Genomic DNA, 24,998 nt, shown 5'->3' on the forward strand with positions numbered 1-24,998 from the left:
GATGGCCACTGCTTTACAGAGTGAGGTCCCGATCACTCTACATATCGTCTAGCCCAGGAGAACGCGCGCGAGGTCGTCAACGGTCTCGGCAACGGCCACGGCGCCGGCCTCCCAGAGCTCCTCCACATCACAGGTGCGCGCATAGTGGACCCCCGCGCAGGGCATGCCCACCTCGGCTGCCGCGTCAACGTCGTAGAACCTGTCGCCCACCATCACTGCATCCTCTGGCCCCAGGCCGATACGCTCCATAACGCGACCAATGGTCTTTGGCTTGGTGTCATCGCCGTCGTCGAGCTTTCCCAGGAAGACATCGAAGTGGGGTGCGAGACCGGACTCGCGCATACCGCGCTCGAGCAGGCTTGCACGCTTTGACGAGGCAACGGCAAGGACCTTGCCGGCAGCGCGGAGGGAGTCCGCGAGTTCGATGGTGCCAGGGATCGCCGGGAACGCCTCGGGGCCAAGCGTGCTGTAGATGGCGCGGTACTCCTCGGTGACCTGCGCCGCTTCTGTCTCGGAGAGCCCGTAAACCATGCTAAAGGCCTCGGGAAAGGGAGGTCCCACTATGCGCCTGAGGTCACCCATGTCGGCGTCAGAGAGGCCATGGTTGCGCAGGACCGTGCGCGCCGTGGTGGTGATGCCCTGTATGGTGTCCGAGAGCGTGCCGTCAAAGTCAAAGACCACAAGCCTGCGGCCGCTCACGTCCATCCCTCGCGGGAACGAAGCCCGCGCCCTACCAAATGCCATCGTTGTTCTCTCCTGCCTGCAAGTGCCATGCCTGTCACATATGAGTTTCTAATCGTCTACGGTACCCGAAGCCGGGGTGCCTGCGCGCTAGAATCTGCTCGTAGGGGCTTTCGCGCCCCATTCGTATCAAGACTGCAACAAAGGAGCGACATGCACGCAGAGCCGTTCGTGTGCTACAGGCCACGGCCCGAGAGGGCCCAGGACTTCGTGTCACTGCCCTATGACGTATTCACCAAAGAGGAGGCCCGCGAGGCTGTGGCGAGAAGGCCGCGCTCCTTCCTCGCAATCGACCGCCCTGAGACCGCGTTCGATCCCTCGCACGACATGCATGCCCCTGACGTCTACGAGAAGGCCGCGAGCCTCCTTGCCGACCGCGTGGGCGACGGCAGCCTTGTCCGTGACGGGGATCCCTGCTACTACCTGTACCGCCTGAGCGGAGACGGCCATGAACAAACAGGCATCGTCGCAGCCTTCTCGATTGACGACTACGAGTCGGGCGTCATCCGTCGTCACGAATTCACGCGACCAGTGGACGAGAAGGACCGCGCGGATCACATCGCCGCGACCGGTTGCCAGACCGGCCCTGTACTTCTCGCCTACCGCGACGACCCCACGCTCTCGACCATTGTCAGCGCCGGCACGACGGCAACTCCACTCTACGACTTCACCGATGCCGAAGGATGGCGCGAGACCGTGTGGCGCGTGAGCAGGCCCGCCGCCGTTGACGCCCTGCGCACGATGCTCGAGCTTGTCCCGCGCTCCTACATCGCCGACGGCCACCACCGAGCCGCAGCGGCAGCACGCGTGCGCAAGACACTCCGCGAGTCACACGGCGACACGATGGGCGCGCCGGGCACCGAGCCCTGCGACCGCCTCCTGGCGGTGCTCTTCCCCGAAAGCCAGCTCATGACCCTCCCCTACGACCGCGTGGTGGCAGGCACCGCCGGACTTGCGCCCGATGCCCTTCTCGCAGAGCTTGCCGACAGGGGCTTTGCGGTTGGCGGGCCCACAGACAAGCCCATACGTCCGACTGAGGCCCTCCGCTTTGGGCTCTACCTTGGCGGCTCCTGGCGCGAGCTCGCCTGGGAGGGAGACGTCCCCCAGGCGGCCGTGGACAGGCTTGATGTCTCGATCCTCCAAGACCAGGTGCTTGGCCCCATTCTGGGCATAACCGACCCTGGCCGCGATCCCCGCATCCGCTTTGTGGGAGGGCACGTCGATGCAGGCGTCCTCGAGCCGCTCGCAGGCGAGAACGGCCTCGCGTTTGCCCTCAGGGCGACGCCAGTGGGTGACATGATGGCCGTGGCAGACGAGGGGGGCATCATGCCCCCCAAGTCAACCTGGTTTGAGCCCAAGCTGAGAAGCGGCCTCTTCATTAGGCCCATCCGCACGGGTGCAGAGAGGCCCTTGGAGTAGGCACCAACCCCGAGCAGTGTTGGCTCAATTGTACTTGTCTTGTGGGTGGTATTTCTGCGCCTTGGGTATAAGGTGGATTCAGAATGCAAACCAAGGCATGTCGGCAGGGAGGTGCTGCATGGAGGAAACAGGCAACGAGCGTTGGCCGCACTGGGCACACGACTTCACGCAAGCCCTGTCGCACGCCCTTGGGAGGCAGCCCGGGCCCATGGCGTCCCCGGGTGCGTCCCCACCCGGGGACGCCATGGGGCCTCGGCTTGGCGCGCGCTTTGCCGCAGCCGTCGATGCGGCCCGCGCGCGCGTCACGTCGACCCTCGACATCGACGTACTCTCCCAGAGGCTCGTGGTTTCGGACGACCCCCTCTCTGACCTGGGGCTCATCGTCGCAGACATACGGTCTCGCCAGCGTAATGACAAAGATGAGGCAACGGGACCGATCATCGTGCCCTCCTCTGCAAGCGATGGCACGCTGCCACCGTCCAACCTTGAGGTTTTTCTCGCGGACACCCTGGACGATGCAGGCCTTCTCGTCGCTGACGTCGCCATGCCGTCTGTTGGTGTGGTTCGCCCACCCACATCCCACCTCTTCTATCTGCGTGTCAACGATGCTGAGCTGGGCTACGAGGCCAAGCTCAAAGTGCTGCGCATCGAAGCGGCACTCAACGCCGTGCTTCTTGCCTCGGCATTCTTCGATAATGCAGACGACGTGCCCATGAGCGAGCTCGTGAGATTCAGGCAGCGCGTCGCAGCGTCAGTGACCTCTCAGATTCCCACCATCGCGGACGGATTGCCCACACGCGGGGAAGAGCGACCAGACGGCGAGTGGGCTGTTCGCAAGGGCATTTCTACGGGCATCGAGCACTCCCAGGTGCCTTATCGCCTCCAGGCTCATTTCCGTGCGAATGTCGCCGATGGCGAAGTGGCTATTATGGTGGACCTCACACCCCCATCGGTCATGCCCGCTCACGTGTGGATTGACGGCATGGGGGTAGTTCCAGCGACATCCGAGATGCGTCGCCGTGCCGCCACGGACTACAATCTGCGCGTAGGGATACTGCTTGCTGCCTGCGCGTTTAGGTGCAGCCCTCAGATACAGAGGGTGTGGGTTGCCGGCACCACCGACACCCCGCAGTCACATGACTGCTATTTCTCCGTGCGCTTCGACCGCGAGGGCTTCTCGCAGATTCCCCTCACGGGAGGCTTCGATCCTGTGGAGACATATCGCAACTTCAATGCCGCGCTCGCCGAGAAAGACGGCCGGCTCTCCCCCGTGAGGCAGAACTTCTCGCTGGAAGACGAGCGATTCTGTCCAGTACGCCGCTACGAGACCGTCGAACTCTCTTCGCGCATCCTCCCCGACCCCTTTGCAAAGGCGCTGGGGGCGACCCACGTACGCCAGCTCGGCATTGTCGAGGAGAGCAAGAGGGTCGAGGTTGCGTCCCAGATTGGACGCCGCATCACTGCGTCTACCCAGGAAAACGTGCGTGCAATCATGGAACTTGCAGGCAGCAGCGATGACCCCACCGTGCAGGAGGCAGCACGGCGCTGCATGAGCAAGCTCATCGACGGGACGCTCCCCGAGGATGACCCTCAGAGGATTCAGGATGAGTTTATTAGCGGCGACGAGCTTTCCGTTGCCATCAAAGAGGCAAAGGACCGCCTAGCACAGAAGGATGCGACTGGCGCTCTCTCCAGCGTCCTCGGAGCGCTTGAGCCCCTTGAGCAGAGCCACACATACGAAGACACGCCAACCGTTGAGTGGCGCGCATTTGGAAGCTACGTCGACCGTGTCCTCTACAACCGCCTCCTCTGGGACGGCTCCCGCGAGACGAGACTCGTCCCAGATGCCTATCTCGAGGCACAGCTTATCGCCTCAGTGGCAGCGCTAGCCAAGGGAAATGCGCCCATGGCAACCCAGCGGGCACGGCGCGCTGTTGAGGTGGCACCGCTGAGCACCCACGCAAGGCTGCGGCTTGCCCAGTGCCTTGATGCCGAGGGACGCACCGACGATGCAATGGTCGAGATTGGCCTTCTCTTGGAGCTTGCCCATGATCCCGAAGGCGTTGGGCTTGGTTACTTCCGCATGGCAGGCTATGAGTGGAACCGTCATGACACACGCGCGGCGCGGGCCTGCTACCAGCGCGCAATATCGTTCATGCCTGGTGTGGCATCCCAGATGGCATCGCAGCTCTCAACCATCGTCTTGCAGATTCAAGGCGCAACCACTGCGGGCGAACCTCTGACCGAGGAGCAGGTCCGCGCCGCGCTTGCGGCACGAGACATTGCGATCGCTCCCACTGAGCAGGTTATCGACAGCCTGTTCGAGGCCATGCAAGCGGCCCTCGACGCCGAAATCTTCCCTGTGGCGAGAGAGTTCATGATAATCCTTGGGCTCATGACGCATGATGACGTGTATTACGGGATGCTTCGCTCAATCGAGGGCGAACCGGATCGCTAGTCACTGGTCAGTCGATGCGCAAGAAAAGGGCCGGCTTCGCATCTCGTGTGCGAAGCCGGTCTCTAGTGTTGCGCCAAGTCCCTTGCCTACAGGTTGTTGAGGATCGACTTTATCTTGGTGGCATATGCCGGATCGGCCGCCCATGTGCCGCTCAGGCCTTCGACCGTCTCCGACCTGCCAAGGAGCCACTTGCCATAGCGTGGGTCGTATATCGTCGAGGAGAGCGGCTCCTCTCCCGCATAGACACGGAGGTGCTGCGCCTGGGCGAGGAACCCGATGTAGACGGCATCGGAGCCGTACGAGCTGAAGTCCGCACCGGAATTGCCGCTGCCCGTGGCGCCAAGTCCGCAGAAGTTGCACTGCTCGATCTTGACATCTCCGCCAAACTTGAGGTAGCCGGTCTCGACCATGGCCTGCGCATAGACGACCTCCGGACGGACGCCCTCGGCGACCGCGGCATCCCAGAGCCGGTCGACGAACTCCTCGACCGTCGAGGCGCCGTATGCGGCGTACACGCTGGAGGGGAACTCGGCGTTGCGCGTCTTGAGCCCGGCCTTGAGGTCGCTCACGAGCTGCGACTTCTCAACCTGGGGATCGCCGAGAATCAGCGTGGACTGAGCGGCCTCCGCCACCTCGACGGTGGCGGACCTGGTCTCCCTCGTGCCGTCAGCGCTCACGACGTCCACGTAGAGCGTGTAGGCGCCTGCCTTCGCGGGCGTGAAGGAGCCCGTGGCCTCGGCGGTGTCGGAGCCGGTCGAGAGGACGGTGGAGCCCCACTCGCCCTCGGCCCAGGAGCCCTCGTAGGACCAGACGTAGTTGTACGTGAGGCCGGAGGTCGAACCGGCGACGTCGGCCGAGAACTCCACGGGGCTGCCGGCCGTGGGCGACGCGGTGGAGACGGTGACGCCGTTGTAGACGTGGCCTTCCTTCACCTCGACGGTGGCGGACCTGGTCTCCCTCGTGCCGTCAGCGCTCACGACGTCCACGTAGAGCGTGTAGGCGCCTGCCTTCGCGGGCGTGAAGGAGCCCGTGGCCTCGGCGGTGTCGGAGCCGGTCGAGAGGACGGTGGAGCCCCACTCGCCCTCGGCCCAGGAGCCCTCGTAGGACCAGACGTAGTTGTACGTGAGGCCGGAGGTCGAACCGGCGACGTCGGCCGAGAAAGTTACGGCAGCGCCTGCGACAGGCGTATCGGTGGTGACCTTGACACCCCTGTAGCTGTATCCGCTCTTCACGTTGACGGTCACCATGCGCGTAATCTTTGACGTCCCGTTGGAGCACACGTCAATGAACAGCCAATACGTGCCCGGCTCCGTTGGCGTGAACGTGCCCGAGGCAGAAGAGGTCATCGAACCCGTATCCTTGACGGTCGAGCCCCACGAGGACCAGTCGGGCTTTGCCCACACGTAGTTGTAGGTGAGGTCCTCGCCAACGCCCATGACTTTGGGCGAGTAGGTCACGGTCTCGCCGACGTAGGCCTCCGCGGTCGAGACGTTGATCCCCGAGACGCTCCACCAGGTGTCCGAGCCGTAGAACTGGTCGTAGATGGCCGCGCCATCGGCCCTGCCGAAGCTCGTGAGATAGCCGTCGTTCGAGAGCTTTGCCGCATCGGACGTGCCGTCGATGAAGCCGTGCTCGATGATGACGCCGAGGATGCCAGCCTTTCTCGCATAGCGGGTGATGCCGTAGTAGTCTGCGACGGAGCCGTCATCGTAGAACGAGGTGTCCCAGTTCCTCGTGATGGTTCCCGCGCCATGGATGGAAAGCCCGCTTGACTTGAGCCCCGAGAGAACGAGAGCGGAGAGCGACTGCCCCGCGTAGTACAGGTCCTGGTTGTAGCTCGAGGAGTTGGTGGACTCTACCTCGGCTCCCCTGCCGCCACCTGCGTTGATGTGGATGGAGACGATGGCACAGCAGCTGTTCTCGACGGCACGTTCCACGCGATCATACACGGAGACATACTCGTACTGGCCACGCGTGAGGTAGACCGTGACGCCTTTGGACTCGAGGTAGTCCTTGCAGGCCTGGGCGATCTTCCAGGTGAGGTCGGATTCCTTCATGCCGTTTGCTGTGGCGCCGGGATCCCACCCGCCGTGGCCGGGGTCGATGGCGATGGGCCTCCCCGTTTGCTTTGCCACCGAGAGCGCCTGGGAGATGTTCGAGTACGTAGAGAGCGAGCCATCTGGGCTTGCGGTGGTGTAGGCGGTCGTAGCCGCCCGGGCGGTGGACGGAACGAGGACGAGGGCAAACACCACGCCCAGGACGAGCGACACACCACTGAGGAGGCGAATAAACCGCTGCTTCATTTTAGCCATGATTCTCCAACGACGAGCTACATGTAAGCAGCATTTTGACATAGAATCAGCTTCAATACCTGAAAGCTTCCAGCAGAATCAGCGAAAAGACGTTCATGAGACAAATGCGCGACGCGAACCCCCTTTGGCCACCGAGCTTCTCGGCGGCCATCTTTGATTTTGACGACACCCTCGCCCTGACCCACGATCTCTGGAGGCAGGTCGACATTGCCTTCCTTGCGTCACGAGGGGTTCGCTACACACCTGACGTGGGGCGCATACTTACCACGCTTGGCTTTGTGGGCGGTGCACGCTGGTGCATCGAACGCTATGGCTTGAAGGACAGCGTTGAGGAGATCTGCAAAGAGTGGACCTCCATGGGCCGCGCCCTCTACGCAACACGAGTGCACCTGAGGCCGGGCGCCGAGGAATACCTCGCAGCCCTCAGGAACACTGGCGTGCCCATAGCCCTCGCCACCACGAATGACCCCGAGGTGCTCGCAGCTATGCGGGCAAACGTAGACGCCTACAGCCTCTTCGATGCCGTGGTCTGCGCCGGGGAGGTTGGGTGCGGCAAAGACCGGCCCGACATCTACCTCGAGGCGGCCCAGCGCATCTCGGCACAGCCACAAGACTGCATGGTCTTTGAGGACCTCCTCCAAGGCGTCTGCTCCGCAAGGCGCGCAGGGATGCACACCTGCGCCGTCCTCAGCGACAACCCCCTCCAAAACGAGCGCGAAGTCGCAAAGGCTGCCGACTGTGCCATTTCAAGCTGGCGCGATGCCCTTGGGGACGGGAAATAGCCACCACATCTTTGTGGGAGAGGCCATATGGGCCCGGAAGCGACATTTGGGAACCACTTGGGGATTTATGGGTCCTCGGCATAACCATTGAGGTAATATAGCAGTTGTGGTTTCTGCGGCCACAAGGTATCGCGCGAGAGCGCAGCTTTTTGTCCTGCGGGACAAAGAAAGAAAGGCACGACATGGCAAAGGGTACTGTTAAGTGGTTCAACCCCGACAAGGGCTATGGCTTCATCTCTCGTGAGGATGGTGACGACCTGTTCGTCCACTACTCCGAGATCCAGATGGACGGCTTCAAAACGCTGGACGAGGGCCAGGCTGTCGAGTTCGATATCACCACCGGCCAGAACGGCAAGCTCCAGGCTTCCAACGTCCACAAGATCTAGTCCATAGTCCACGACATACCCCGTGGGGACTTGTGGGACTTGGCTCCCCCGCCTTGTGCGGGGGAGTTTTTTATGAGCAGAGCTGCGGCTAGCCCGATGCGATGTCGAGCTGCTATACCATGGGACAGCGCGCATAGTCTGACAGGACGAGAGGAAAGACGACCCGTGAGAGTTCTCGCCATCGTGCCCGCCTACAACGAAGAGGAATGCCTCGCGAACACCGTGCAGGAGCTTATCACGACCTGCCCAGATGTCGACTACCTCGTCGTCAACGATGGCTCGAGCGATGCAACGCCGCGCATCTGCGACGAGCTCGCCTTGAGCCACATCGATCTGCCCGTGAACTGTGGGCTCACGTCTGCAGTGAAAGCTGGCATGAAGTACGCCATGCGCCATGGCTACGACGCGGCCGTGCAGATAGACTCTGATGGCCAGCACATGCCCGAGTACATTTCCCTTATGGCCAAGACCATGAGGGACGAGGGCGCCGACATCGTCATTGCCTCGCGCAACCTTGCTGGAGGGGGCGCCGAGGGAGCCCGTGGTGCGGGTGCCAGGCTCATCACCTCTTTCATCCGTCAGACAACAGGCACGACTATCACCGACCCAACGTCTGGGATGCGCATGTACAACCGTGCGATGATCGAGAGGCTTGCCCGTGGCTTTGATCTGGCTCCCGAGCCAGATACCGTTGCGCTTCTCATCCGCAGGGGGGCCAAGGTCGTGGAGGTCCCTACCAAGATGCGCGAGCGCCAGGGCGGCACGAGCTATCTCCACTTCATGTCATCTGTCTCCTATATGGCACGCACGTGCCTTTCCATCCTTCTCTTCCAGTGGTTTAGATAGGACCCGCCATGTCCCCTGTGCTTCGCATCGTTCTTATTGTTGGAGCCCTTCTTGCGCTCACCATTGTCATACGCAAGGTGAAGAGGTCCAAGATCCGCATTGCCGACTGCGTCTACTGGGTATGCGCCGTCGTGCTCCTGCTGATTCTGGCAATCTTCCCCCGCATTGCGTATTTCTTCTCGGACCTCCTGGGCTTCCTCTCGCCCAGCAACTTCGTGTTTCTCGTGGTCATTGCACTTATGCTGCTCAAGCTCTTCAACCTTGCCTGCGATGTCTCGCGTCTCACCGACAAGGTCGAGCAGCTCTCGCAGGAGCTCGCGCTCCACAGGAAGGAATGCGAGGACAGCCACACGAGCAAGGCGTAGCTTTGCGCTGGATGCCTCGCCCTACTCCCCCATCACGTTAGCGCCATCCCCAAAGTCAAGCACGCACGGAAGGTGCGTGTAGCGTTTCTCCTGGGGTGGAAGCTCGAGATAGTTGCCATAAAGCGTGCTCAAATAGGCATCGCAGTCGTGCGGCGCCCTGAGGGTCATTCCGTCAAAGGCGATGTCTCTCGTGGGAAAGAGCACCGATGTGTCATGCACGCCATCAAGGGGATAGGTGGCGTTAAACCAGCGCTCCGATGGAGCCATAGGCCGAGCGGCCTTGAGAAGCTGATCCGAAAGCCCCTGGGGCTTCCATGCATGCGCAATGGTGTGGTGGAGAAGCGCGCAAGCCGTGACCTTGAGATTGCGCATCGGAGTGTCCGAGGGGATCTTTGGGTGGGCGATGCCGTGGAGGTAGCTCATGCGCTGGAGCCTGAGGCATGTCGCCTTTCGGGCGCGCGAGCGCGCAGAATCCGACTCGTCGCGGAAGTACGGAAACACATCTAGAAAGATGGCCTGATTACAACCCGCCTCATATGAGACCTCGTCAATAAAGCGCGTGCCGTCGAGAAAGACCTTGGCCCACAGCGACGTGAGGCCCGGGGTGTTCTCGCACGTGGCAAGGGAGTAGCCCTTGGGCAATGCCTTGGGTGCCAGTTCAAGAAAGCGCAGGTAGTCTTCGAGCGGCATGCCAATGTCGGCGTCATCGTCCCAAGGAATAAAGCCTCCGTGACGCACTGCCCCCAGGCAGGTGCCGGAGTCGATGAAGTAGTCAAGGCCATTCTCGCGGCAGAGCTCATCCACAACATGCAGGATGTCTCGCTCTGCCTCCTGAAGACGCCCAAGGGCGCCATCGGGGTACGCTCGTGCAGTCTCGTCTTCCTTGTCCATCAGTCCTCCTCGTCCCTTGCGGCGTCGTCTTGCTCAGAGGGCGCACCGACCTCTTCACCATGGTCGAGCCTCTTGCAGTCCCGCACGAAGAAGAGCGCAAGCGAGAGGACCGCCATGAGGTAGGAGCCAACGCCCACCCAGCTCACGCCATTCATGCCAGAGAGGTCCACAACGGGGATGGTGGCCAGCAGCGAGACGACCGTGGCGACAACGTTGCCAAGGAAGCTTGCCTTGTAGTCTCGAAGCGAGAGGAGCAGGTCATTCATGAACCAGGCAAAGGCAGTCACAAAGGTGCAGAGCACGGCCGGACCCAAAAGGTAGCTGTACTCGACGATCTCCTTGCCGTAGAGCAGGCCCAAGACCCACTCACCAAAGATGAGGATAAGCACCGAGAAGACGATCGTGATGCCAACGATGCCTTGGATTGTTCGCTTGAAGAGCTTCATGGCAGATGCCTTGTCATCCTTGAAGCGCTGGGCAAACTCGCCCATGAGTGGGCTGTAGATGTAGGAGGCGCCCATCTGGACGATGGCTGCGGGGGATGCCACCGACGAGTAGATGCCCAGTGCCGCCGTGCTCACGCTCGCCGCAAGGTACTGCTTGGGCACGGTGAGGACCGCACTCGAGCACACCTGGGCGATGACAAGCGGGAGGAGCGTCGCCAGCGTGCGGGTGGCAGAGCGCAGATCGACAACGGGCTTCACAGACTCAAAGCCCGAGGCCCGGGGCATGTCATAGGCAAAGCAGATGGCGAGCGTGGCGGCGGCCATGGAGACGCAGGCAAGCTCGAGGGAGTCGGTAAGCCACAGCACTGCTGAGAAGAGCACAAGGTTGGAGGCGCCCTGCATCATATAGGAGCGCCCTATGTAGTCCATGCGAAGGTGCCGCTGGTCTATGGCATGCAGGCCTTCGATGAAGTTAGCCGCGAGCGATGCGACAAGGTAGGCGACAATCGCTGGCACGGCATCGAACGAGCACGTGAGAAGCGCATAGACAATGCCCGCCACAAAGGCAAGGGCGCTCGTGAGGAGGCGCAGCCCAACGTACTCGCCGGAGCTGTGCTCGCCATGGACGTCCGTCACCTGTACCGTACGCAGGCGAAAGTCCGCGAACGGTGACACGAGGTTCGAGACGGACATGGCGAGCGAGAGGGCGCCCGCCGCATCAAAGCCGTGCGAGAGGCGCACAACGGCGATGGTGATGAGGTAGTTGCACCCCAGCCTGACAATGGATCCGGCGGAGTTCCAAGCGATGTTCTTCTTAAGCGAGAGACCTTGTGGCACGTACTTCTCCAATCGGGGATTCGATTCGCATGGCTTAGGAACGCGTGGGCACGTTATGATTGGTGCCCGCGCGCTACCTTCTGACTCAGCCGGAAGGCAATGCCGAGAAGCCGGGCCGTTCCCCAGAACCCCAGGATGCGATAGGCAAGCGCAGCCCTGGTCACAGATGGATCCTCGTGGGCGGCAAGAAGCGAGGGTGCATGGGCACACATCTCGAGAGAGACCTTGTCGTCTCGCCGGCACCCGCCAATCGATGACGTCTGGCCCATCCAGACGATGAAGGGGTAGGCAAGGTATGCCCTTATCGCTCGCGCCTCCACGCCCGCAAGTCCAAGCTCGTCAATGGTGGCAATGTGTTTGCCCACAATGCGCGCGAGGTCGTCGGTCATCGCCCTTGTCACGGGTTTGGAAGTCTGGGCATAGCCGTGGCCCTTACGGTAGCAGTAGTACGGGTCATCGAGCCAGCCCACGCTCTGCGCATGCTCGAAGACACTTGCAGACCAGTCGGTGTCCTCGTTGCGCATGCCTTCGGGAAAAGCGATCCCGGCATCACGCACCAGCGAGGTGCGCACGACCTTGTTCCACACGGCCCTCGATACGACGCCATGAGAGATGATCGAGAGCATGGCTTCGCCCTTGCCGAGACTCGCGACCTCGCCTGCGAGATGGGTCTCACGCGGAGGCACGATGGTGCCGGTAGGGTCATCGTACATGCAGTTGTCATGCATGAGGACGTCTACGGGGCGGTCGCTGAGGCATGCCGCCACGCGTGCGAGGCACCCATCATCGCGCAGGAAGTCGTCATTGTCGCAGAAGGTGAGGTAGTCGCCCGTGGCGCGTGCGACTCCCTCATTTCTCGCGGACGATGTGCCGCCATTCTTTTTGTGGATGGCAATGACACGAGGGTCGTGCGCGGCAAGCTCGTCGCAGAGGGCCCCGGAGTCATCTGTGGAACCGTCATCGACGAGCAGAACCTCGATGTCGCGAAACGTCTGCCTCGTGATGCTTCCCACGCATTCGCGGAGATACTCGTGGGAGTTGTAGACGGGAATGACTATCGAAATCCTCATTGCCTCACACCGATTCTCTTGTGCCTAGCGGAAGACGGTCACGGTCGCAAGCTTTGCTGGCAGGTAGCACAGCACGGCCAAGGGCACGTTGGGTGCCTCCAGAACGCCTCCCCTATGACGGGCGAGCATGCATCCGACAAGATAAAGCGTGGTCTCGCGGCAGGCGTCATAGGGGTTCGTAGCCCGTCTCGCACTGTCGCGCTTGTGGCGCATGTAACCGATGGGGTTTTTCTTGGTGTTTGCGACAAAGTTCTTTGTATAGCCATCAGGGAGGTAATGGCAGATGGTAAGCACGTGGTCGTATGTGAGCATGTCGTAGTCATCGTCTATGGCGAAGAAGGCCATAGACTCGGCAACGAACTTCTCCCCAGGGGCCACCTCGTACGGATGCTGACGCACGACCTCCGTGCGATGAATGAGTGACGTGTCTCCCTTGAAGCGATACTTGTGGAGAAGGTCCCACATCTTGGTACGGTCCACACCAGCCGGCATATGCGTTCCGAGCGGGGTGTTCCCGTCTGTCCCACGCAAGGCCACAACGCCTGCAAGGGTTGAGTCTTTTCTCGCCTTGTCCCACACGCGGACGATCTGCTCGATGGCAGTGGGAACAAGGTGGTCGTCTGAGTCCACCACGAAGAACAGCTCGTCTTGGCAACGTTGCATGCCAACGTTGGTGGCACGCTGCTTGCCGCCATTCTCCTGGTAGACATAGGTGATTGGCACCCTGCCCTCCGATTGCCACTCGCGCACCAACTGTGCCGTATCATCCGTCGAGCCGTCGTCCACCACAAGCCAGGAGAAGTCGCGGCAGGTCTGGGCCACAAGGCTCTCGTAGAGCTTGGGCAGTATGTAGGCACGGTTGTAGGTCGGCGTGAAGACGCAGACAGTTGCCATGGGGTGGCTCCGGTTGTGGTCATGCGGGGCCCTGCAGGGCCAGCGCCGCGTGCGGACGTTATTCCATCCCAGTAATTCTCGCACGCCAGGTGAAGCAGACCGCCGTGGTGCCGGTCCCAAGGGAAAAGACCCCAAAAAGAACGGACTGACGCACCAGGGGTCATAAAGAGTCGGTACAATCTCTCGAGTGCACGAATTACAGGTTCATGTCAGAAATCTTATGTGGAACTTACATATGGAGGCAACGGATGGGCAAGACGATTGGCTTGCAGGATATGAAGTCGATAGAGCTGGACATCACACGCGAGATTTACGCCGTGTGCCATGCCGAGGGGCTGAAGTGCCTCCTGTATGCAGGCACGCTCCTAGGTGCAGTGCGTCACCACGGATTTATCCCCTGGGACGACGATGTGGACCTGCTCATGCCGCGAGAAGACTACGAGCGCTTCCCGGAGGTCTTTGCAAGGCGCACCACAAAGCCGTACCTGCGTGTGACCTGGTATCGCGACCGCTCATCCATCTATCCCTTCATCAAGGTGGTGGACACCCGGACTGAGGTCATTGAGCACTATCTGGACGAGAGCCACTGCCGTACGGGCGTGTGGGTCGACCTCTTCCCCCTCGACAGCCTCGGTCCGTCCGACGAACCCTTCGAGAGGTGCCTCAAGCTGCGGCGCAAGTACGACTATCTCGTGGCGAACGTGAACGAGGGGGCCTCTGCCGCAAGCCGTTTGGGCAAGCGCGTCCTGAAGGCAGTCATGCCCAAGGAGGATATCTACACCATCGCCAGGCAGATGGATGACATTGCACGCAAGGCCCACCAAGAGGGGTCGTCTGATCTGGGGCAGGTCGTCTGGAGCTTTGGGCCCAGCGAACGTATGCCTCAATCCATGCTCGAGACTTCAACCTACGACTTTGAGGACGAGAGGTTCGAGGGGCCGGCCAGCTACGACTACTGCCTCTCGCGCTGGTACGGCGACTACATGACCCCACCTCCCGAGGGGGAGCGCAAGCCCCACTACGTGGATGCCCGGTGGCTCTAGCGCTCCGCCTGCTCGAAGGCGGCCTCTAGGGCCTTGACCGTTGCCGGCCATGAGAGGTCGTGCTCGACGTGCGCGCGAAGGGCACGGGAGCTCTCCTGCGTCCACGTGGCGCGGATGGCGCGAATGCCCTCTGCCATGGTCGCGGGTTCGCGATCGCGCGTGATGACACCGAACGTATGGCCCGTATGGCACAAGGTCTCACGTGCACCACCAACATCCGGCACCACACAGGGCACACCCCAGGCGCCTGCCTCGAGAAGTGAGGTGCAGAACCCCTCGGAGCGCGTGGGGAGGCAGAAGACGTCCGACTGCGCGAGAAGGGCCGAGAGGTCTGCGTGTCCCAGGCTTCCCACAAGACGAGCGCCAGACGGAAGGTCGCGCTCGAGCTGGCCTCGAAGCGTCCCCTCGCCTGCCAGGACCGCAACGTAGCCATCGCCCAGCTGGCACACGGCCTCCATGAGTCGTTCGGGACCCTTCTCGGGCGCAAGCCTGCCCACGAAGGCAACGAGCGTCCCTCCCTCGGGGATTGCGAGCTCCGCCCGGAAATCCCTTCCCGAAGACTTGCCACGGAACGCCGCCGCATCGATAGCGTTGGGAATGACCAGCGACGTCTCAACGCCAAAGGTCGAGAGCCATGAAGCGCTCTTCTCGCTGATGCCGGCAAACGTAGCCCCCAGACTCACGTCACGGGCGGTCATATGGCGCTCCCAAGCATGGACGGCAGCATCAAGTACCACGCCACGGCCAAAGGTGAGCCATGCGGAACCGTGGTCGAGGAGGACCGCAGGCACGTTGAGGTCGCGCGCGAAGCGAAGGCCTGTGACGGACATGCCATAGAAACGCGTGTTCACAAGGATGCGGTCCACGCCCAAGCTGGAAATGGCAGAGAGGAGCGCACGCTCACGAGACCCGTGGCGCAAGAGCGGAAGCCTTCCTCCCATGAATTGGATGCTGGGGAGCCGTACCACACGCACGCCATCCGCCTGGGTCTCGACCTCGGGCGCATCATCGCGTGCGGACGTTGCCACGCAGACCCCATTCCCACCCAAGACGAGCTGGTGGGCGAGGTTTGCGGTAAACGTCTCCACACCTCCCACGTGTGGGAGGTATTGGGCCGAGAAGATGGCGTAGGTATGCGACATGCACCCGGCCTAGCAGTCGTAGGCTGGGTCTATCGCCTCAAGCTCGCGAAATGAGTCAATCTCGGTGACATCCGAGAGGGAGCACTCGCGAGCGTAGACCTTGTACCTGTCTGCAAAGTAGGCAAGCGGCGCCTCGTCCCAGAAGCGCTCCTTGCCACCGGGCATCTCAAACGTCGCAGGGATGTCCTCGGCAAGCTTTGCCCCGTCCTCGGGCGTCCAGTACGAGACGCCGACCATCTGCCAGACGCCGCCCTCACCGCCAATGCCCATGTGCCTGATGACCCCGTTTTTGACGTTGAAGCACCAGTCGTCCGAGCGCTCCATGGGAATGCCCAGGTAGTTCGAGCGATCCTGGTAGCGAGTGATGAGGTTAGGGTTTCTCAGGAGAAGGTCGGACTCGAACACGTACGCACTCTGGAGCAGGTCCTTTGCCGCAACCATGCTCGAGATGTTGTTCGCCTCGTTGTAGAGGGGGTTGTCGATGAACTTGATGGTGGGATACTTGTAGAGGAGCTGGTCGAACTGCTCGCCCAGATAGCCTCGGACAACGTAGACCTCGGTGATGCCAGCGGCATAAACGGCATCGAGAATCGTATCGATGATGCGCCTTCCACCCACGCGTACCAGTGGCTTAGGCGTGTTGAGCGTAATGGGGACCATGCGGGAGCCAAACCCCGCAGCAATGAGCACTGCCCTCTTTACCCGAAAGAGCTCCAAGGCCTCAAGGCCCTCGTCGGTTACATGCCTATCCGCTACCAGACCAAGGTTCGCGAGGGCAGAGACTGCCTCGTTCACGCTTCCCACCGATATCCCGGTCTGCGCCGCAATCGCACGCTGGGTAAGCGGTGCCGGAGCGGTCGCAATGGTGGAGAGGACGAGGAACTCCCTGTGCGTCATGGTTAAACTACCTCCGTATGTGAGGAGAGCGTTAGGCGGTCGTTAGCTTAGCATGCCGATGACGCCTTAGGGAGGTCACTACGAGCTTCTCAATGACATTCGTGACGAGAATGAGGACCGAGACGAACGCAGAGCATTCCACGAGGCGCTGTGCGTCGAGGTCGGTCACCAGAAGGGCGAGCGGCATATCAAGCGTTGTCGCAAGAAACGAGACGGCCGAGATGGTCACCATGCAGTTGACAAAGAAGAACGAGAACATCTCGGCAATGGTATCCGCTGTCGCTGGGACAAGGACGTCCAGGACGATGCGCATGCGCCCCACGCCCATGGTCTGGCCAACCGCTTCCAGGTTCTTGTTTACCTTGGAGAGAGAGTGATAGGCCATGAGGTAGGGCGAGGCAATGAAGTGCACCAGGTTCACCAGAATGAGAATGGCGAAAGTCCCGTAGATAAAAGAGCCACTAAACGCCAGGGCAAAGGAGAGGCCCAGAACAATGCCGGGAACCGCAAGCGTGGTTACCGACGCCAGATGCAAGAGGCGCGCGGACATGCCCCCAACGCGCGCCGTGATGTAGGCCACGAGGTAGGCAAGAACCGTCCCCAAGATGGACACCATAAGGGCAATATAGAGGGAGTTCACCCAGTACGAGCCTGCGCCCATGGTAAACGCGCGCCCCACGTTGGCAAGGGTGGGAGCAAGGTCAAGCGGATACTTCGTCACGAACGCGACCATGCAGAAGGTCGCGATGGGAGCAAGCAGGACAAGCGTCACGAAGGCAGCGGCAGCATAGCCAAGGGCATCTCTTGCCACGCTTGGCTTGATGTCAAACCCGCGTGAGACATAGCGCGCGCTGGCGCGATCCCTTGCGAGCACATCGACGAGAAAGTCGATGACGGCAGGGATGAGCAGCACGAAGCCTATGGCCGCACCGGTGTCAAGGTCGAGAAGCCCCACAGCGTTCTGGTACATGAGCACAGGCAACGTCATGACCTTCCCGCCCACCATAAGGGGCACACCATAGTCTGTGATTACGAGGGCGAAGGTCGCAAACACGGCAGAGACGAGCGGCTTTCTCAAGAACGGCATCGTAATGTGGGCAAACTGGCTGCCCCCGGGGATGCCTAGGACATCTGCGGCCTGGTAGGGCGTGGCATCCTCGTAGCGCATCACGTCATAGAGCATGAGGAAGGCAGGCGGGAACGAGTAGAGAAACGAGCCCATCACGATGCCTGGATATCCGTAGATGGACCACGAGCCCTGCAGGAGGTTCGTGAGTATGCCGTTCGACCCCAAGAGATACACGAGGCTCATGCCATGGGCCAGCGACGGAACGAGCATGGGCACCGTGAGAAGTACCGCAAAGACGCCCTTCCCACGGATGGCCGTCCTGCAGAGCACCCACGACATGAGCAGCGCGACCAGCACCGAGATAACCGTGGTGACGCCTGCGACCACAAGAGAGTTCATGCAGGCGGTCGCAAAGGCCGGGGTCGCGAAGACCTCCCGAACTTCCGGGTCGGCGAGACGCGAGAACATCCTCACCAGCGGCAGCACCACCGCAAGGAGGAAGAAGAGCAGAAGCGCGACCTCGAGAGTTCGCGTGCCACGCGAGCGCGTCTGGCAAGCCACGGCGACCTCCTACTCCAGCGGCGAGGCGAACCTCGCGAGCGAGTCGTACTTTGCCTTAAGGTTTGCCACCACGAAGTCGCGGACGTACTGGTCGGCAGGGTCCTCAATGATGCTCAGAGGCTCATCAAGCTGGTGGATTGACCCCTCCCCCATCACCATGACGCGGTCGGCAAGCGCAAATGCCTCCTCCTGGTCATGCGTGATGAAGACCATCGTGGTGCCATAGTCGCGCTGGATGACCTTGAGCTGCGCGCGCAGCGCCAGACGCGCATCGGCATCGAGGCCGCTCGTGGGCTCGTCGAGGAGGATGACCTCGGGGTTTAAGGCAAGCGTGCGCGCGATGGACACGCGCTGCATCTGTCCGCCGGAAAGGCCTGCCACTGGCTTGCCGGCGTATTCCGCCATGCCCAGGCTTCCCAGCGCATCGAGCGCGATCTTGGTGCTTTGTGCCCGCCGCGCGGGGTCGAAGCGAAGGGCGTACTCGACGTTGCCCAAAGCGGTCATGTTCTCGAAGAGCGCATAGTCCTGAAAGACGATTCCCATGTGACGCTTGCTTGGCGCAGCATTCGTGATGTCTTCACCGTCAAGAAGCACGCGACCAGCATCGGGATGCTCGAGACCAATGAGAATGCGCAGGATGGTTGACTTGCCGCAGCCCGAGGGGCCAAGGATCGAGAGGAACTCGCCCGCACGCACGTCAAAGCTCACCCCATGGAGCACCTCTCGGCCGCCGAACGACTTTGCGATGCCCTGTGCGGAGAGCTTTGGCGAAGTGTGCCCTCCCTGGCTTGTGGTCTGGTATGCCATGGCTATCAGTGGCTCCATCTCTCGAGCAGGCGCATCTTATCGTCGACGTCGGTGATACCGGTCATATCGGCATAGGTGATGTCTTTGGGATAGTTGGGAATCTCTGGTGTCACGCCCACCAGGACCTGGTCGGGAACGTAGGTCTCGTTGTCAAGGCGCACGCCCTCGGTGCAGAGCCATCCGAAGACATCATGGACTGCCTGACGGCTACCCCTGCCCTGGACGATTCCCGAACCGTACACGTCCCAGGGAGAGCCCTCCGCAAAGAAGTGGACCGAGAGGGGCGCACCCTCGTTTATCTCGGAGACCGCATGGTAGGTCATACCTAGGCCCACGCCCGCCTCCCCCTGCACCAGGGCATTCACGGGACCGGACCCCGAGGACGTGAACTGGTAAACATTCTCGGCAAGCGCATCGAAGTAGTCGAAGGCCGCGTCCTCTCCCCAGGCATTCACGAGGCTCTTCAAGAAGTTGTAGCCCGTGCCCGAGGTCTTGGGATTGGGCATCGAGACAACGCCTGCATACGCGGGGTCGAGAAGGTCCTGGTAAGAGGCGGGAGCAGGAATCCCGCGCTCTGCAAGGACATCGTCATTCGCTGCGATGCAGGCGCTCTCGCGCGAGAAGGGGAAGTAGCGGTCCTCCGGGTCACGAAGGTCCTCGCAGAAGATCGACTCGTCGAAGTCGGACAGGACCTCGAGGCTATCGGACACCTGATTAATGTAGCCGCCCTCAAGGTCCATCACGATGTCTGCCTCTGAGGAGGAGCCCTCCATGCGAAGGCGTGCAGCACAGTTGCCCGTCGTAATGTAGTGCATGCGGATATCGTAGTTGGGAAATGCCTTTCGAAGGGCAGCCATCTGGGTCTCGTTGCGGATTCCCTCGCCACAGGAGTAGATGACCACCGAGTTGTCAGTCGTTCCTCCCGCCCCCGCGACGGCACCAAGCCCCAGACAGGCAGCAGCGCCACCAGCCAGAGCAAAGAAGCCTCTCCGAGAGACGCCTGGCAAGGCGTTGTCGTCGTGCAAGAGTCGCGCCATGCTGTCACCACCATGCGATTGTCATGAACACACCAACTGCGAGTAGGTAAACTATTATGTTCATAATACACGCATAGATAGTAACTATGAACGTCATATGCAAAAACTGGACAGGCAGTGAGCGTTGAGCCACCCGGGAGCGCAGCCGCCTACGATGCCTCGCACCCCTCGCTCTCATACCAGCCAAGCACGCGGTCTACGTTGTCCTGCGCATAGTGGTAGTAGACGAGAAGCCATTCGCCCACGTTGTCGCCCTCGGCTTCCTTCTCGAGAGACCACACGTACCAGCACCAGCCCGCAAAGACCACGTAGCTCCAGAAGTGACGTCGCTCTCGCGCCGTAGGCGTGCGGCCAAAGTAGCCACGCAGCGCCTCCTCCGCTTCGGCATCGGAGAGCTCGCAGCACACCGCAAACGTGCCAAAGTCGCTCGCTTCATCTGACATGCCAGCGTACTCCCAGTCGATGAGGCTGTACTCGCCCCGTTCGTCGATGAGGAAGTTGAGGTAGAAGAAGTCGTTGTGTGAGACGCATCGAGGGAAGCCGTCCTTCTCGGCGAGGTCCCGGAGGCGAAGCACCTTGTCCTTGAGGTCACTGTAGCCTGGAATCTCGATGGGCCCGCGCTCTGCAAGAAGTCGCTCGTACTCCAGCCCCTCTCCCACGAAGTCGAAGCTTCTGTTGAGCGTGGCACCGCTCTCGTGGAGCCTGCGGCACATCTGCATGGCACGCCTGAGCTGCGCTGGATCATGGGGGTCAAGCGCACGCGCATTGGGAACAAAGCGAGAGATCTTCCATCCCTGGCGCTGGTCCTCGTGGATGAAGGTGCTGTCCAGTCCGAGGTCGCGCGCAAGACGGAGCCCTGCCTCCTCGGCAGCACGGTCGACCATCTTCTCGGTCCCCAGGCCAGGGTGGCGGTACACGTACTCCCGCTCCTTGGGGCCCTCACCCACCGAGAAGTGGCACGAAAGGTTGGTGAGGCCCTGCTTGAGCGGATAGAAGCCATGGATCTGAGACTTCTCGCAACCCAGCACCGAGACGATGTTGTCGAAGATCCCTGAGTCCACGTTCTGGATGAACGCAGGGTCGAAGCTGCTCACCTGGTCGAGGGTGTCGAACTCGTGGATGCCGGAGCCAGGATAGCGGTGCGCAACCATCCGCAGCTCATCCGTATGGGCGCGAAAGACTTCCTCCCAAAGCGCATCGACCATCTCGGGCCTGCGCACGGCGTCATCCAGCAGGGGGACAAACCCTGTGGAGAACGCCCTGTCGAAGTATGCATGTCCAAGCATTGCCCAAGCGTCAGAGCCGCCCACGGTCACATCAGTGATGCGCCCTGCCGGGCCTGTCGTTACGCACCACTCGTCAGTCGCGCCACTCACGTATTGCGTGGCATAGTAGGCCTCATAGACGTAGTGCTCAAAGGGATTCTTTTCAAAGTAGTCATCCGACGAGCACACGTAGGTGTTGTCGAGTCGGTCGCGCACGAGCCAGAGGGTGTAGTTGTTGTTCCTCGTGGCGTACTGCGGGTTAACCTTGATGCGCACGCCAAACTTGCTTGCAAGGTAGAAGAAATACTCCTTCTTATAGCCAACCACAACGGTGATATCAGTGACACCTGCCTCCTGAAGTTGACGGATCTGGCGCTCTATGAGAACCTCGCCGCGAACGCGCAGGAGCCCTTTAGGCCTCTCGTAGGAGATGGGAGCAAAACGAGAGGAGAGGCCCGCGGCCATGATGATGGCGTTGCCCACCTCGTAGGGCCCCAGTGCCTTGAGACCATCGATGGTGAGGAGGCCGCCCTCGACAAGCCCCGCCTCCTCGGCAGCACGCAGAATCGAGTTTACGGTTCCCAGGGAGAGCCCCGAGGCGGCGCTCAACTGACGCTGCGTCATGCGGGCGTCAGACTGCGCGAGAGCGACAAAGACCTTGAACATACTTCTTGAGAGCGCCATGGGACCTCCGACATACCCAAGCTTTTATTAAGCTTCAGTATGCCAAAGGTAAGGTGAATGTTCAATCAATGTCATGCCGCTGAGAGAAGTCGAACATCTCAACGGCAAACAGCCTTCAGAATGATGGCTATTCGTCCTTCTCCGCAGTCCCAAAAAGCTCTACGTCGAGGTCGGAAAGCTCCGCCGGAGGCGTTGCGAGGTCGCAGTCAAAGCTCTCTGCAACGGCTTGAGCCTGCAGGTGTCGAAGACCAGCAAGGTCATTGTTGCCATTGGCCCCGTACACGCGGGAAAGGCGATCGAGCGCATAGCAGACGTACACCGCCAGTGAGTCACCCATACCTGAAAGAAGAAGCATCGTGACGAGAGAGTCTGGCGAGAGGGCCATGGTGGTCTGCACGTCGAGATCGATGAGATCGGCCACCTGCTGCTCCACTGCCTGGCAGGACGCCGCGTCACCCTTTTCAACGGCAAGCCTGAGCGCTCTGGTGACTGCCTTGACAAACTGCAAGATGATCTCTGTGATGTAGTCCCTCTCAAGCATGGTGGTGCTCCTCCCTGCGCTCGCTGTCGCGAACATGATACCCGCGCCGCACACAGGGACACGGCTCGAAAGAGAAACTGCGTCGACACCGTGGGAACTGCACCACTGCCCCACACTAGCGCTGAGGGGGCAGGGGCGCACCGAGGTGCTCAAACGCAGCAGGGGTTGCCTGGCGACCCTGCGGGGTGCGCACGATGAGGCCCCGCTGCAGAAGATAGGGCTCGTAGACGTCCTCGAGGGTAGATGGGTCTTCGCCCACCGCTGAGGCGATGGTCGTAAGTCCGACAGGGCGACCCCTAAACGTGCTCGTGAGCGCGGTGAGAATCTTCTTGTCCATCCAATCGAGGCCCATCTCGTCGATCTCGAAGAACGAGAGCGCCTCGGCAGCGACCTCCCACGTGATGACGCCACCAGCCCTTACCTGGGCATAGTCGCGCACGCGCTTGAGCAGGCGGTTGGCAAGGCGAGGCGTGCCACGCGAGCGCGAGGCAATCTCGGCGGCGCCCTGATGATCAATATCCACCCCAAGGATGGCGGCCGAGCGCCGCACGATGCGCTCGAGCTCGTCGACGGTGTAGTAGTCCAGCCGATACGAGATGCCAAAGCGGTCACGTAGGGGACCGGTGAGAAGACCCGTGCGCGTGGTTGCGCCGACGAGCGTGAAGTGGGGCACATCAAGGCGTATCGAGCGGGCCGCTGGACCCTTGCCTATCACGATATCGAGGAAGAAGTCCTCCATGGCTGGATAGAGTACCTCCTCGACCTGGTGGTTGAGGCGGTGAATCTCATCCACGAAGAGGACATCACCCTCCTCTAAGTTGGTGAGAATGGCGGCAAGGTCTCCCGTACGCGCAATAGCCGGCCCCGAGGTGGTGCGCAGGCGGGCTCCCATCTCGTTGGCGACGACATTTGCGAGCGTAGTCTTGCCAAGCCCCGGAGGGCCCGAGAAGAGCACGTGGTCGAGTGTCTCATGACGATTCTTGGCAGCGGCGATAAGCACACGGAGATTGTCGCGGACCCGCTCCTGTCCGCAGTACTCGTCGAGCGTTGTGGGGCGAAGGCTCCGATCGACATCAAGGTCGTCGACCGTGAGTTCGCCCGTCACCGGACGTGGGCCACCATGGGTGTTGCCTTTGCCAGCAACGCCACCAAAGAGATCTTCCTCTTGTGCCTCCCACGTCACAGGCTGCCTCCAAGCCTCTTGAGCGCAAACTGAATGGCCCTCTCGACCGTCACGGCACCCGCATCCTCATGCCCATCCAGCGCGAGCTGTGCCTCCTGTGCTGAGAAGCCCATGGAGAGAAGCGCCGCGGTCGCCTCCTCTGAGGCAGATGCGGCCGTATCCGGGACCCTGGGCTGCCGCGGCGAGGGCTCGCTCATGCCCACCAGGCCGCGAAGCGTGGCGTCCTTGGCAAAGACGTCCTGCAGCTCGACGAGGAGGCGCTGCGCCTTCTTGCGACCGACCCCCGGGACCTGCGCCATGCGCTCCTCGTCTTGCAGGGTGACGATGGTCGCAAGCGTTGCCGGAGAAAACGTGGAGAGGACTGCCAAGGCGAGCTTTGGCCCCACGCCGGAGACGGCCACGAGCCTGTCAAACACCGCGCGCTCCTCGCGCGTGGCAAAGCCGTAGAGCTCGACCGAGTTCTCCTTGACGAGCATGCGCGTGAGCACGGTGACGCCGGCCTCTCCCACCGTCGGCAGCGATGCCGCGGTTGTTGCAGAGGTGCCAAGCTCATAGCCAACGCCGCCCACATCGATAACCACATGGGTGGGAAGCACCTCGACAAGGGTGCCCGTGAGCTGCACAATCATTGGGTGTTCCTCCTACTCTGTCTCACATGTCCGATTGGCGACCCCTCGCCGCGGGCTCCCGCAAGGCGGGCCGCCGTGGCTGCTGCCGTGACGCTGCGGGCCCTGACGGCGTCAAGTGCCTCCTGGGCCTTCTCCTGCTCAAAGACCTGCACCGTAGCGCCCTCGCGCGTAAGCCGCTGCGTACGCGCGAGGTTGGCGTGGCAGATGGCTGCAGCAAGGGCATCCGCGCAGTGGTCTGGACGGGGGTCGTGGTCAAGGGCCAGGACATTTCTCACCATGAAGATGACCTGCCGCTTGTCGGCAGAGCCAGTGCCTACGACCGCCTGCTTGATCTGCATGGGAGTGTACTCGCCAAGTTCCAAACCGGCCTCTGCCGCAGCCACCAGCGCAGCGCCGCGGGCATGCGCCGTTGCAAGCGCGGAGCGCGAGTTCTCGCCAAAGAAGATCTTCTCGATGGCAAGCTGGCTTGGGGCATAGGCCTGGATTGCTTGGGAGATGCCCTCGTGGATCTTGCCCAGGCGACGGTCGATGGACTCCGATGAGGAGGTTGAGATGCAGCCGTAGGCGCGTGTCCTGCACACGGGGCCGCGCGTCTCGACCACACCCCAGCCCGTGTTGGCAAGGCCAGGATCGATTCCCAGGATGATCACGCGAGGTACCTCCTCCTGCGCATGGCGGTTGTTAGAACGTTCG

23 protein-coding genes are annotated in these 24,998 nt (G+C 61.5%); 7 read left to right on the forward strand and 16 right to left on the reverse strand.

Going from position 1 to position 24,998, the window contains the following annotated elements:
• Nucleotides 1-48: 48 nt before the first annotated feature.
• Entirely contained in the window at nt 49-744 is a 696-nt protein-coding gene (locus ACO59D_RS04335; protein ID WP_485125918.1) for an HAD family hydrolase, read from the reverse strand.
• Nucleotides 745-894: 150 nt separating this feature from the next.
• Here ACO59D_RS04335 and ACO59D_RS04340 point away from each other — a divergent pair, with 150 nt between their 5' ends.
• Both ACO59D_RS04340 and ACO59D_RS04345 read left to right on the forward strand, forming a co-directional pair.
• Nucleotides 895-2,160 carry a DUF1015 domain-containing protein gene (locus tag ACO59D_RS04340; RefSeq protein ID WP_485125919.1) on the forward strand — a complete coding sequence of 422 codons (1,266 nt, stop codon included), beginning with the start codon at nt 895-897 and terminating at the stop codon, nt 2,158-2,160.
• 118 nt (nt 2,161-2,278) lie between these two features.
• Complete coding sequence (locus tag ACO59D_RS04345; protein WP_485125920.1) at nt 2,279-4,618, forward strand: tetratricopeptide repeat protein; 2,340 nt, start codon at nt 2,279-2,281, stop codon at nt 4,616-4,618.
• Between the two features lie 86 nt (nt 4,619-4,704).
• Here the strand turns inward: ACO59D_RS04345 and ACO59D_RS04350 are convergent, their stop codons facing one another.
• Nucleotides 4,705-6,930, reverse strand: a complete 2,226-nt coding sequence (locus ACO59D_RS04350) for an N-acetylmuramoyl-L-alanine amidase (RefSeq protein ID WP_485125921.1) — start codon at nt 6,928-6,930, stop codon at nt 4,705-4,707.
• 95 nt (nt 6,931-7,025) lie between these two features.
• On the opposite strand from ACO59D_RS04350, the gene ACO59D_RS04355 reads away from it, so the two are divergent.
• The 4 genes from ACO59D_RS04355 to ACO59D_RS04370 all read left to right on the forward strand — a co-directional run bounded on the left by ACO59D_RS04355 (nt 7,026) and on the right by ACO59D_RS04370 (nt 9,309).
• Nucleotides 7,026-7,712: an HAD family hydrolase gene (locus ACO59D_RS04355; RefSeq protein ID WP_485125922.1), complete on the forward strand. Its 687-nt coding sequence runs from the start codon at nt 7,026-7,028 to the stop codon at nt 7,710-7,712.
• 182 nt (nt 7,713-7,894) lie between these two features.
• Nucleotides 7,895-8,098 (forward strand): cold-shock protein, encoded by a 204-nt coding sequence (locus ACO59D_RS04360; protein WP_130812301.1) that lies wholly within the window; start codon nt 7,895-7,897, stop codon nt 8,096-8,098.
• Between the two features lie 165 nt (nt 8,099-8,263).
• Nucleotides 8,264-8,944, forward strand: coding sequence for a glycosyltransferase family 2 protein (locus tag ACO59D_RS04365; RefSeq protein WP_485125923.1), 681 nt, complete (start codon nt 8,264-8,266; stop codon nt 8,942-8,944).
• An 8-nt stretch (nt 8,945-8,952) separates the two neighbouring features.
• Nucleotides 8,953-9,309 carry a DUF2304 family protein gene (locus tag ACO59D_RS04370; RefSeq protein WP_485125924.1) on the forward strand — a complete coding sequence of 119 codons (357 nt, stop codon included), beginning with the start codon at nt 8,953-8,955 and terminating at the stop codon, nt 9,307-9,309.
• 21 nt (nt 9,310-9,330) lie between these two features.
• Here ACO59D_RS04370 and ACO59D_RS04375 read toward each other — a convergent pair whose 3' ends face one another.
• The 4 genes from ACO59D_RS04375 to ACO59D_RS04390 are packed head-to-tail and all read right to left on the reverse strand — an operon-like array spanning nt 9,331 to nt 13,447.
• Nucleotides 9,331-10,200: a LicD family protein gene (locus ACO59D_RS04375; RefSeq protein WP_485125925.1), complete on the reverse strand. Its 870-nt coding sequence runs from the start codon at nt 10,198-10,200 to the stop codon at nt 9,331-9,333.
• On the reverse strand, nt 10,200-11,483 hold the full coding sequence (locus ACO59D_RS04380; RefSeq protein ID WP_485125926.1) for a lipopolysaccharide biosynthesis protein: 1,284 nt from the start codon (nt 11,481-11,483) through the stop codon (nt 10,200-10,202). Before ACO59D_RS04380 ends, ACO59D_RS04375 begins: the two co-directional genes overlap by 1 nt.
• A 53-nt stretch (nt 11,484-11,536) precedes the next feature.
• Complete coding sequence (locus ACO59D_RS04385) at nt 11,537-12,553, reverse strand: glycosyltransferase family 2 protein (protein WP_485125927.1); 1,017 nt, start codon at nt 12,551-12,553, stop codon at nt 11,537-11,539.
• A 24-nt stretch (nt 12,554-12,577) separates the two neighbouring features.
• A complete protein-coding gene (locus tag ACO59D_RS04390) occupies nt 12,578-13,447 on the reverse strand; it encodes a glycosyltransferase family 2 protein (RefSeq protein WP_130812307.1) in 870 nt (289 codons plus the stop codon).
• Nucleotides 13,448-13,695: 248 nt separating this feature from the next.
• Between ACO59D_RS04390 and ACO59D_RS04395 the strand changes: the two genes are divergently transcribed.
• The gene (locus ACO59D_RS04395; RefSeq protein ID WP_485125928.1) at nt 13,696-14,490 is read left to right on the forward strand and encodes a LicD family protein; all 795 of its coding nucleotides are present in this window, start codon (nt 13,696-13,698) and stop codon (nt 14,488-14,490) included.
• Here ACO59D_RS04395 and ACO59D_RS04400 read toward each other — a convergent pair.
• From ACO59D_RS04400 to ruvC, 10 genes are all read right to left on the reverse strand, one after another.
• Nucleotides 14,487-15,632, reverse strand: a complete 1,146-nt coding sequence (locus tag ACO59D_RS04400; RefSeq protein WP_485125929.1) for a glycosyltransferase family 4 protein — start codon at nt 15,630-15,632, stop codon at nt 14,487-14,489. The two genes, ACO59D_RS04395 and ACO59D_RS04400, sit on opposite strands and share 4 nt — an antisense overlap.
• Before the next feature lie 9 nt (nt 15,633-15,641).
• Entirely contained in the window at nt 15,642-16,529 is an 888-nt protein-coding gene (locus tag ACO59D_RS04405; protein ID WP_485125930.1) for a sugar phosphate nucleotidyltransferase, read from the reverse strand.
• A 31-nt stretch (nt 16,530-16,560) separates the two neighbouring features.
• Nucleotides 16,561-18,159 carry an ABC transporter permease subunit gene (locus ACO59D_RS04410; protein ID WP_485125931.1) on the reverse strand — a complete coding sequence of 533 codons (1,599 nt, stop codon included), beginning with the start codon at nt 18,157-18,159 and terminating at the stop codon, nt 16,561-16,563.
• A gap of 9 nt (nt 18,160-18,168) precedes the next feature.
• Nucleotides 18,169-18,966 carry an ABC transporter ATP-binding protein gene (locus ACO59D_RS04415; protein WP_485125932.1) on the reverse strand — a complete coding sequence of 266 codons (798 nt, stop codon included), beginning with the start codon at nt 18,964-18,966 and terminating at the stop codon, nt 18,169-18,171.
• 5 nt (nt 18,967-18,971) lie between these two features.
• Nucleotides 18,972-20,003 carry an extracellular solute-binding protein gene (locus tag ACO59D_RS04420; RefSeq protein ID WP_485125933.1) on the reverse strand — a complete coding sequence of 344 codons (1,032 nt, stop codon included), beginning with the start codon at nt 20,001-20,003 and terminating at the stop codon, nt 18,972-18,974.
• Nucleotides 20,004-20,152: 149 nt separating this feature from the next.
• A complete protein-coding gene (locus ACO59D_RS04425) occupies nt 20,153-21,952 on the reverse strand; it encodes a phosphotransferase (RefSeq protein WP_485125934.1) in 1,800 nt (599 codons plus the stop codon).
• Nucleotides 21,953-22,079: 127 nt separating this feature from the next.
• Nucleotides 22,080-22,493 carry a hypothetical protein gene (locus ACO59D_RS04430; protein ID WP_130812314.1) on the reverse strand — a complete coding sequence of 138 codons (414 nt, stop codon included), beginning with the start codon at nt 22,491-22,493 and terminating at the stop codon, nt 22,080-22,082.
• A 115-nt stretch (nt 22,494-22,608) separates the two neighbouring features.
• Nucleotides 22,609-23,676, reverse strand: coding sequence for a Holliday junction branch migration DNA helicase RuvB (gene ruvB / locus ACO59D_RS04435; protein ID WP_485125935.1), 1,068 nt, complete (start codon nt 23,674-23,676; stop codon nt 22,609-22,611).
• Nucleotides 23,673-24,305 (reverse strand): Holliday junction branch migration protein RuvA, encoded by a 633-nt coding sequence (gene ruvA / locus ACO59D_RS04440; protein WP_130812316.1) that lies wholly within the window; start codon nt 24,303-24,305, stop codon nt 23,673-23,675. The genes ruvB and ruvA overlap by 4 nt, the downstream gene beginning before the upstream one ends.
• Nucleotides 24,302-24,955, reverse strand: a complete 654-nt coding sequence (ruvC, locus tag ACO59D_RS04445; RefSeq protein ID WP_130812317.1) for a crossover junction endodeoxyribonuclease RuvC — start codon at nt 24,953-24,955, stop codon at nt 24,302-24,304. Before ruvC ends, ruvA begins: the two co-directional genes overlap by 4 nt.
• Nucleotides 24,956-24,998 lie beyond the last annotated feature (43 nt).

The sequence above is a fragment of the Tractidigestivibacter sp. genome (assembly GCF_057241865.1).

Bases quoted from the DNA above. Each gene is read 5' to 3' on its own strand.
- ACO59D_RS04335 (WP_485125918.1), bottom strand. From the start codon at position 744: ATGGCATTTGGTAGGGCGCGGGCTTCGTTCCCGCGAGGGATGGACGTG.
- ACO59D_RS04340 (WP_485125919.1), top strand. From the start codon at position 895: ATGCACGCAGAGCCGTTCGTGTGCTACAGGCCACGGCCCGAGAGGGCC.
- ACO59D_RS04345 (WP_485125920.1), top strand. From the start codon at position 2,279: ATGGAGGAAACAGGCAACGAGCGTTGGCCGCACTGGGCACACGACTTC.
- ACO59D_RS04350 (WP_485125921.1), bottom strand. From the start codon at position 6,930: ATGGCTAAAATGAAGCAGCGGTTTATTCGCCTCCTCAGTGGTGTGTCG.
- ACO59D_RS04355 (WP_485125922.1), top strand. From the start codon at position 7,026: ATGAGACAAATGCGCGACGCGAACCCCCTTTGGCCACCGAGCTTCTCG.
- ACO59D_RS04360 (WP_130812301.1), top strand. From the start codon at position 7,895: ATGGCAAAGGGTACTGTTAAGTGGTTCAACCCCGACAAGGGCTATGGC.
- ACO59D_RS04370 (WP_485125924.1), top strand. From the start codon at position 8,953: ATGTCCCCTGTGCTTCGCATCGTTCTTATTGTTGGAGCCCTTCTTGCG.
- ACO59D_RS04375 (WP_485125925.1), bottom strand. From the start codon at position 10,200: ATGGACAAGGAAGACGAGACTGCACGAGCGTACCCCGATGGCGCCCTT.
- ACO59D_RS04385 (WP_485125927.1), bottom strand. From the start codon at position 12,553: ATGAGGATTTCGATAGTCATTCCCGTCTACAACTCCCACGAGTATCTC.
- ACO59D_RS04390 (WP_130812307.1), bottom strand. From the start codon at position 13,447: ATGGCAACTGTCTGCGTCTTCACGCCGACCTACAACCGTGCCTACATA.
- ACO59D_RS04395 (WP_485125928.1), top strand. From the start codon at position 13,696: ATGGGCAAGACGATTGGCTTGCAGGATATGAAGTCGATAGAGCTGGAC.
- ACO59D_RS04400 (WP_485125929.1), bottom strand. From the start codon at position 15,632: ATGTCGCATACCTACGCCATCTTCTCGGCCCAATACCTCCCACACGTG.
- ACO59D_RS04405 (WP_485125930.1), bottom strand. From the start codon at position 16,529: ATGACGCACAGGGAGTTCCTCGTCCTCTCCACCATTGCGACCGCTCCG.
- ACO59D_RS04415 (WP_485125932.1), bottom strand. From the start codon at position 18,966: ATGGCATACCAGACCACAAGCCAGGGAGGGCACACTTCGCCAAAGCTC.
- ACO59D_RS04420 (WP_485125933.1), bottom strand. From the start codon at position 20,003: ATGGCGCGACTCTTGCACGACGACAACGCCTTGCCAGGCGTCTCTCGG.
- ACO59D_RS04425 (WP_485125934.1), bottom strand. From the start codon at position 21,952: ATGGCGCTCTCAAGAAGTATGTTCAAGGTCTTTGTCGCTCTCGCGCAG.
- ACO59D_RS04430 (WP_130812314.1), bottom strand. From the start codon at position 22,493: ATGCTTGAGAGGGACTACATCACAGAGATCATCTTGCAGTTTGTCAAG.
- ruvA (WP_130812316.1), bottom strand. From the start codon at position 24,305: ATGATTGTGCAGCTCACGGGCACCCTTGTCGAGGTGCTTCCCACCCAT.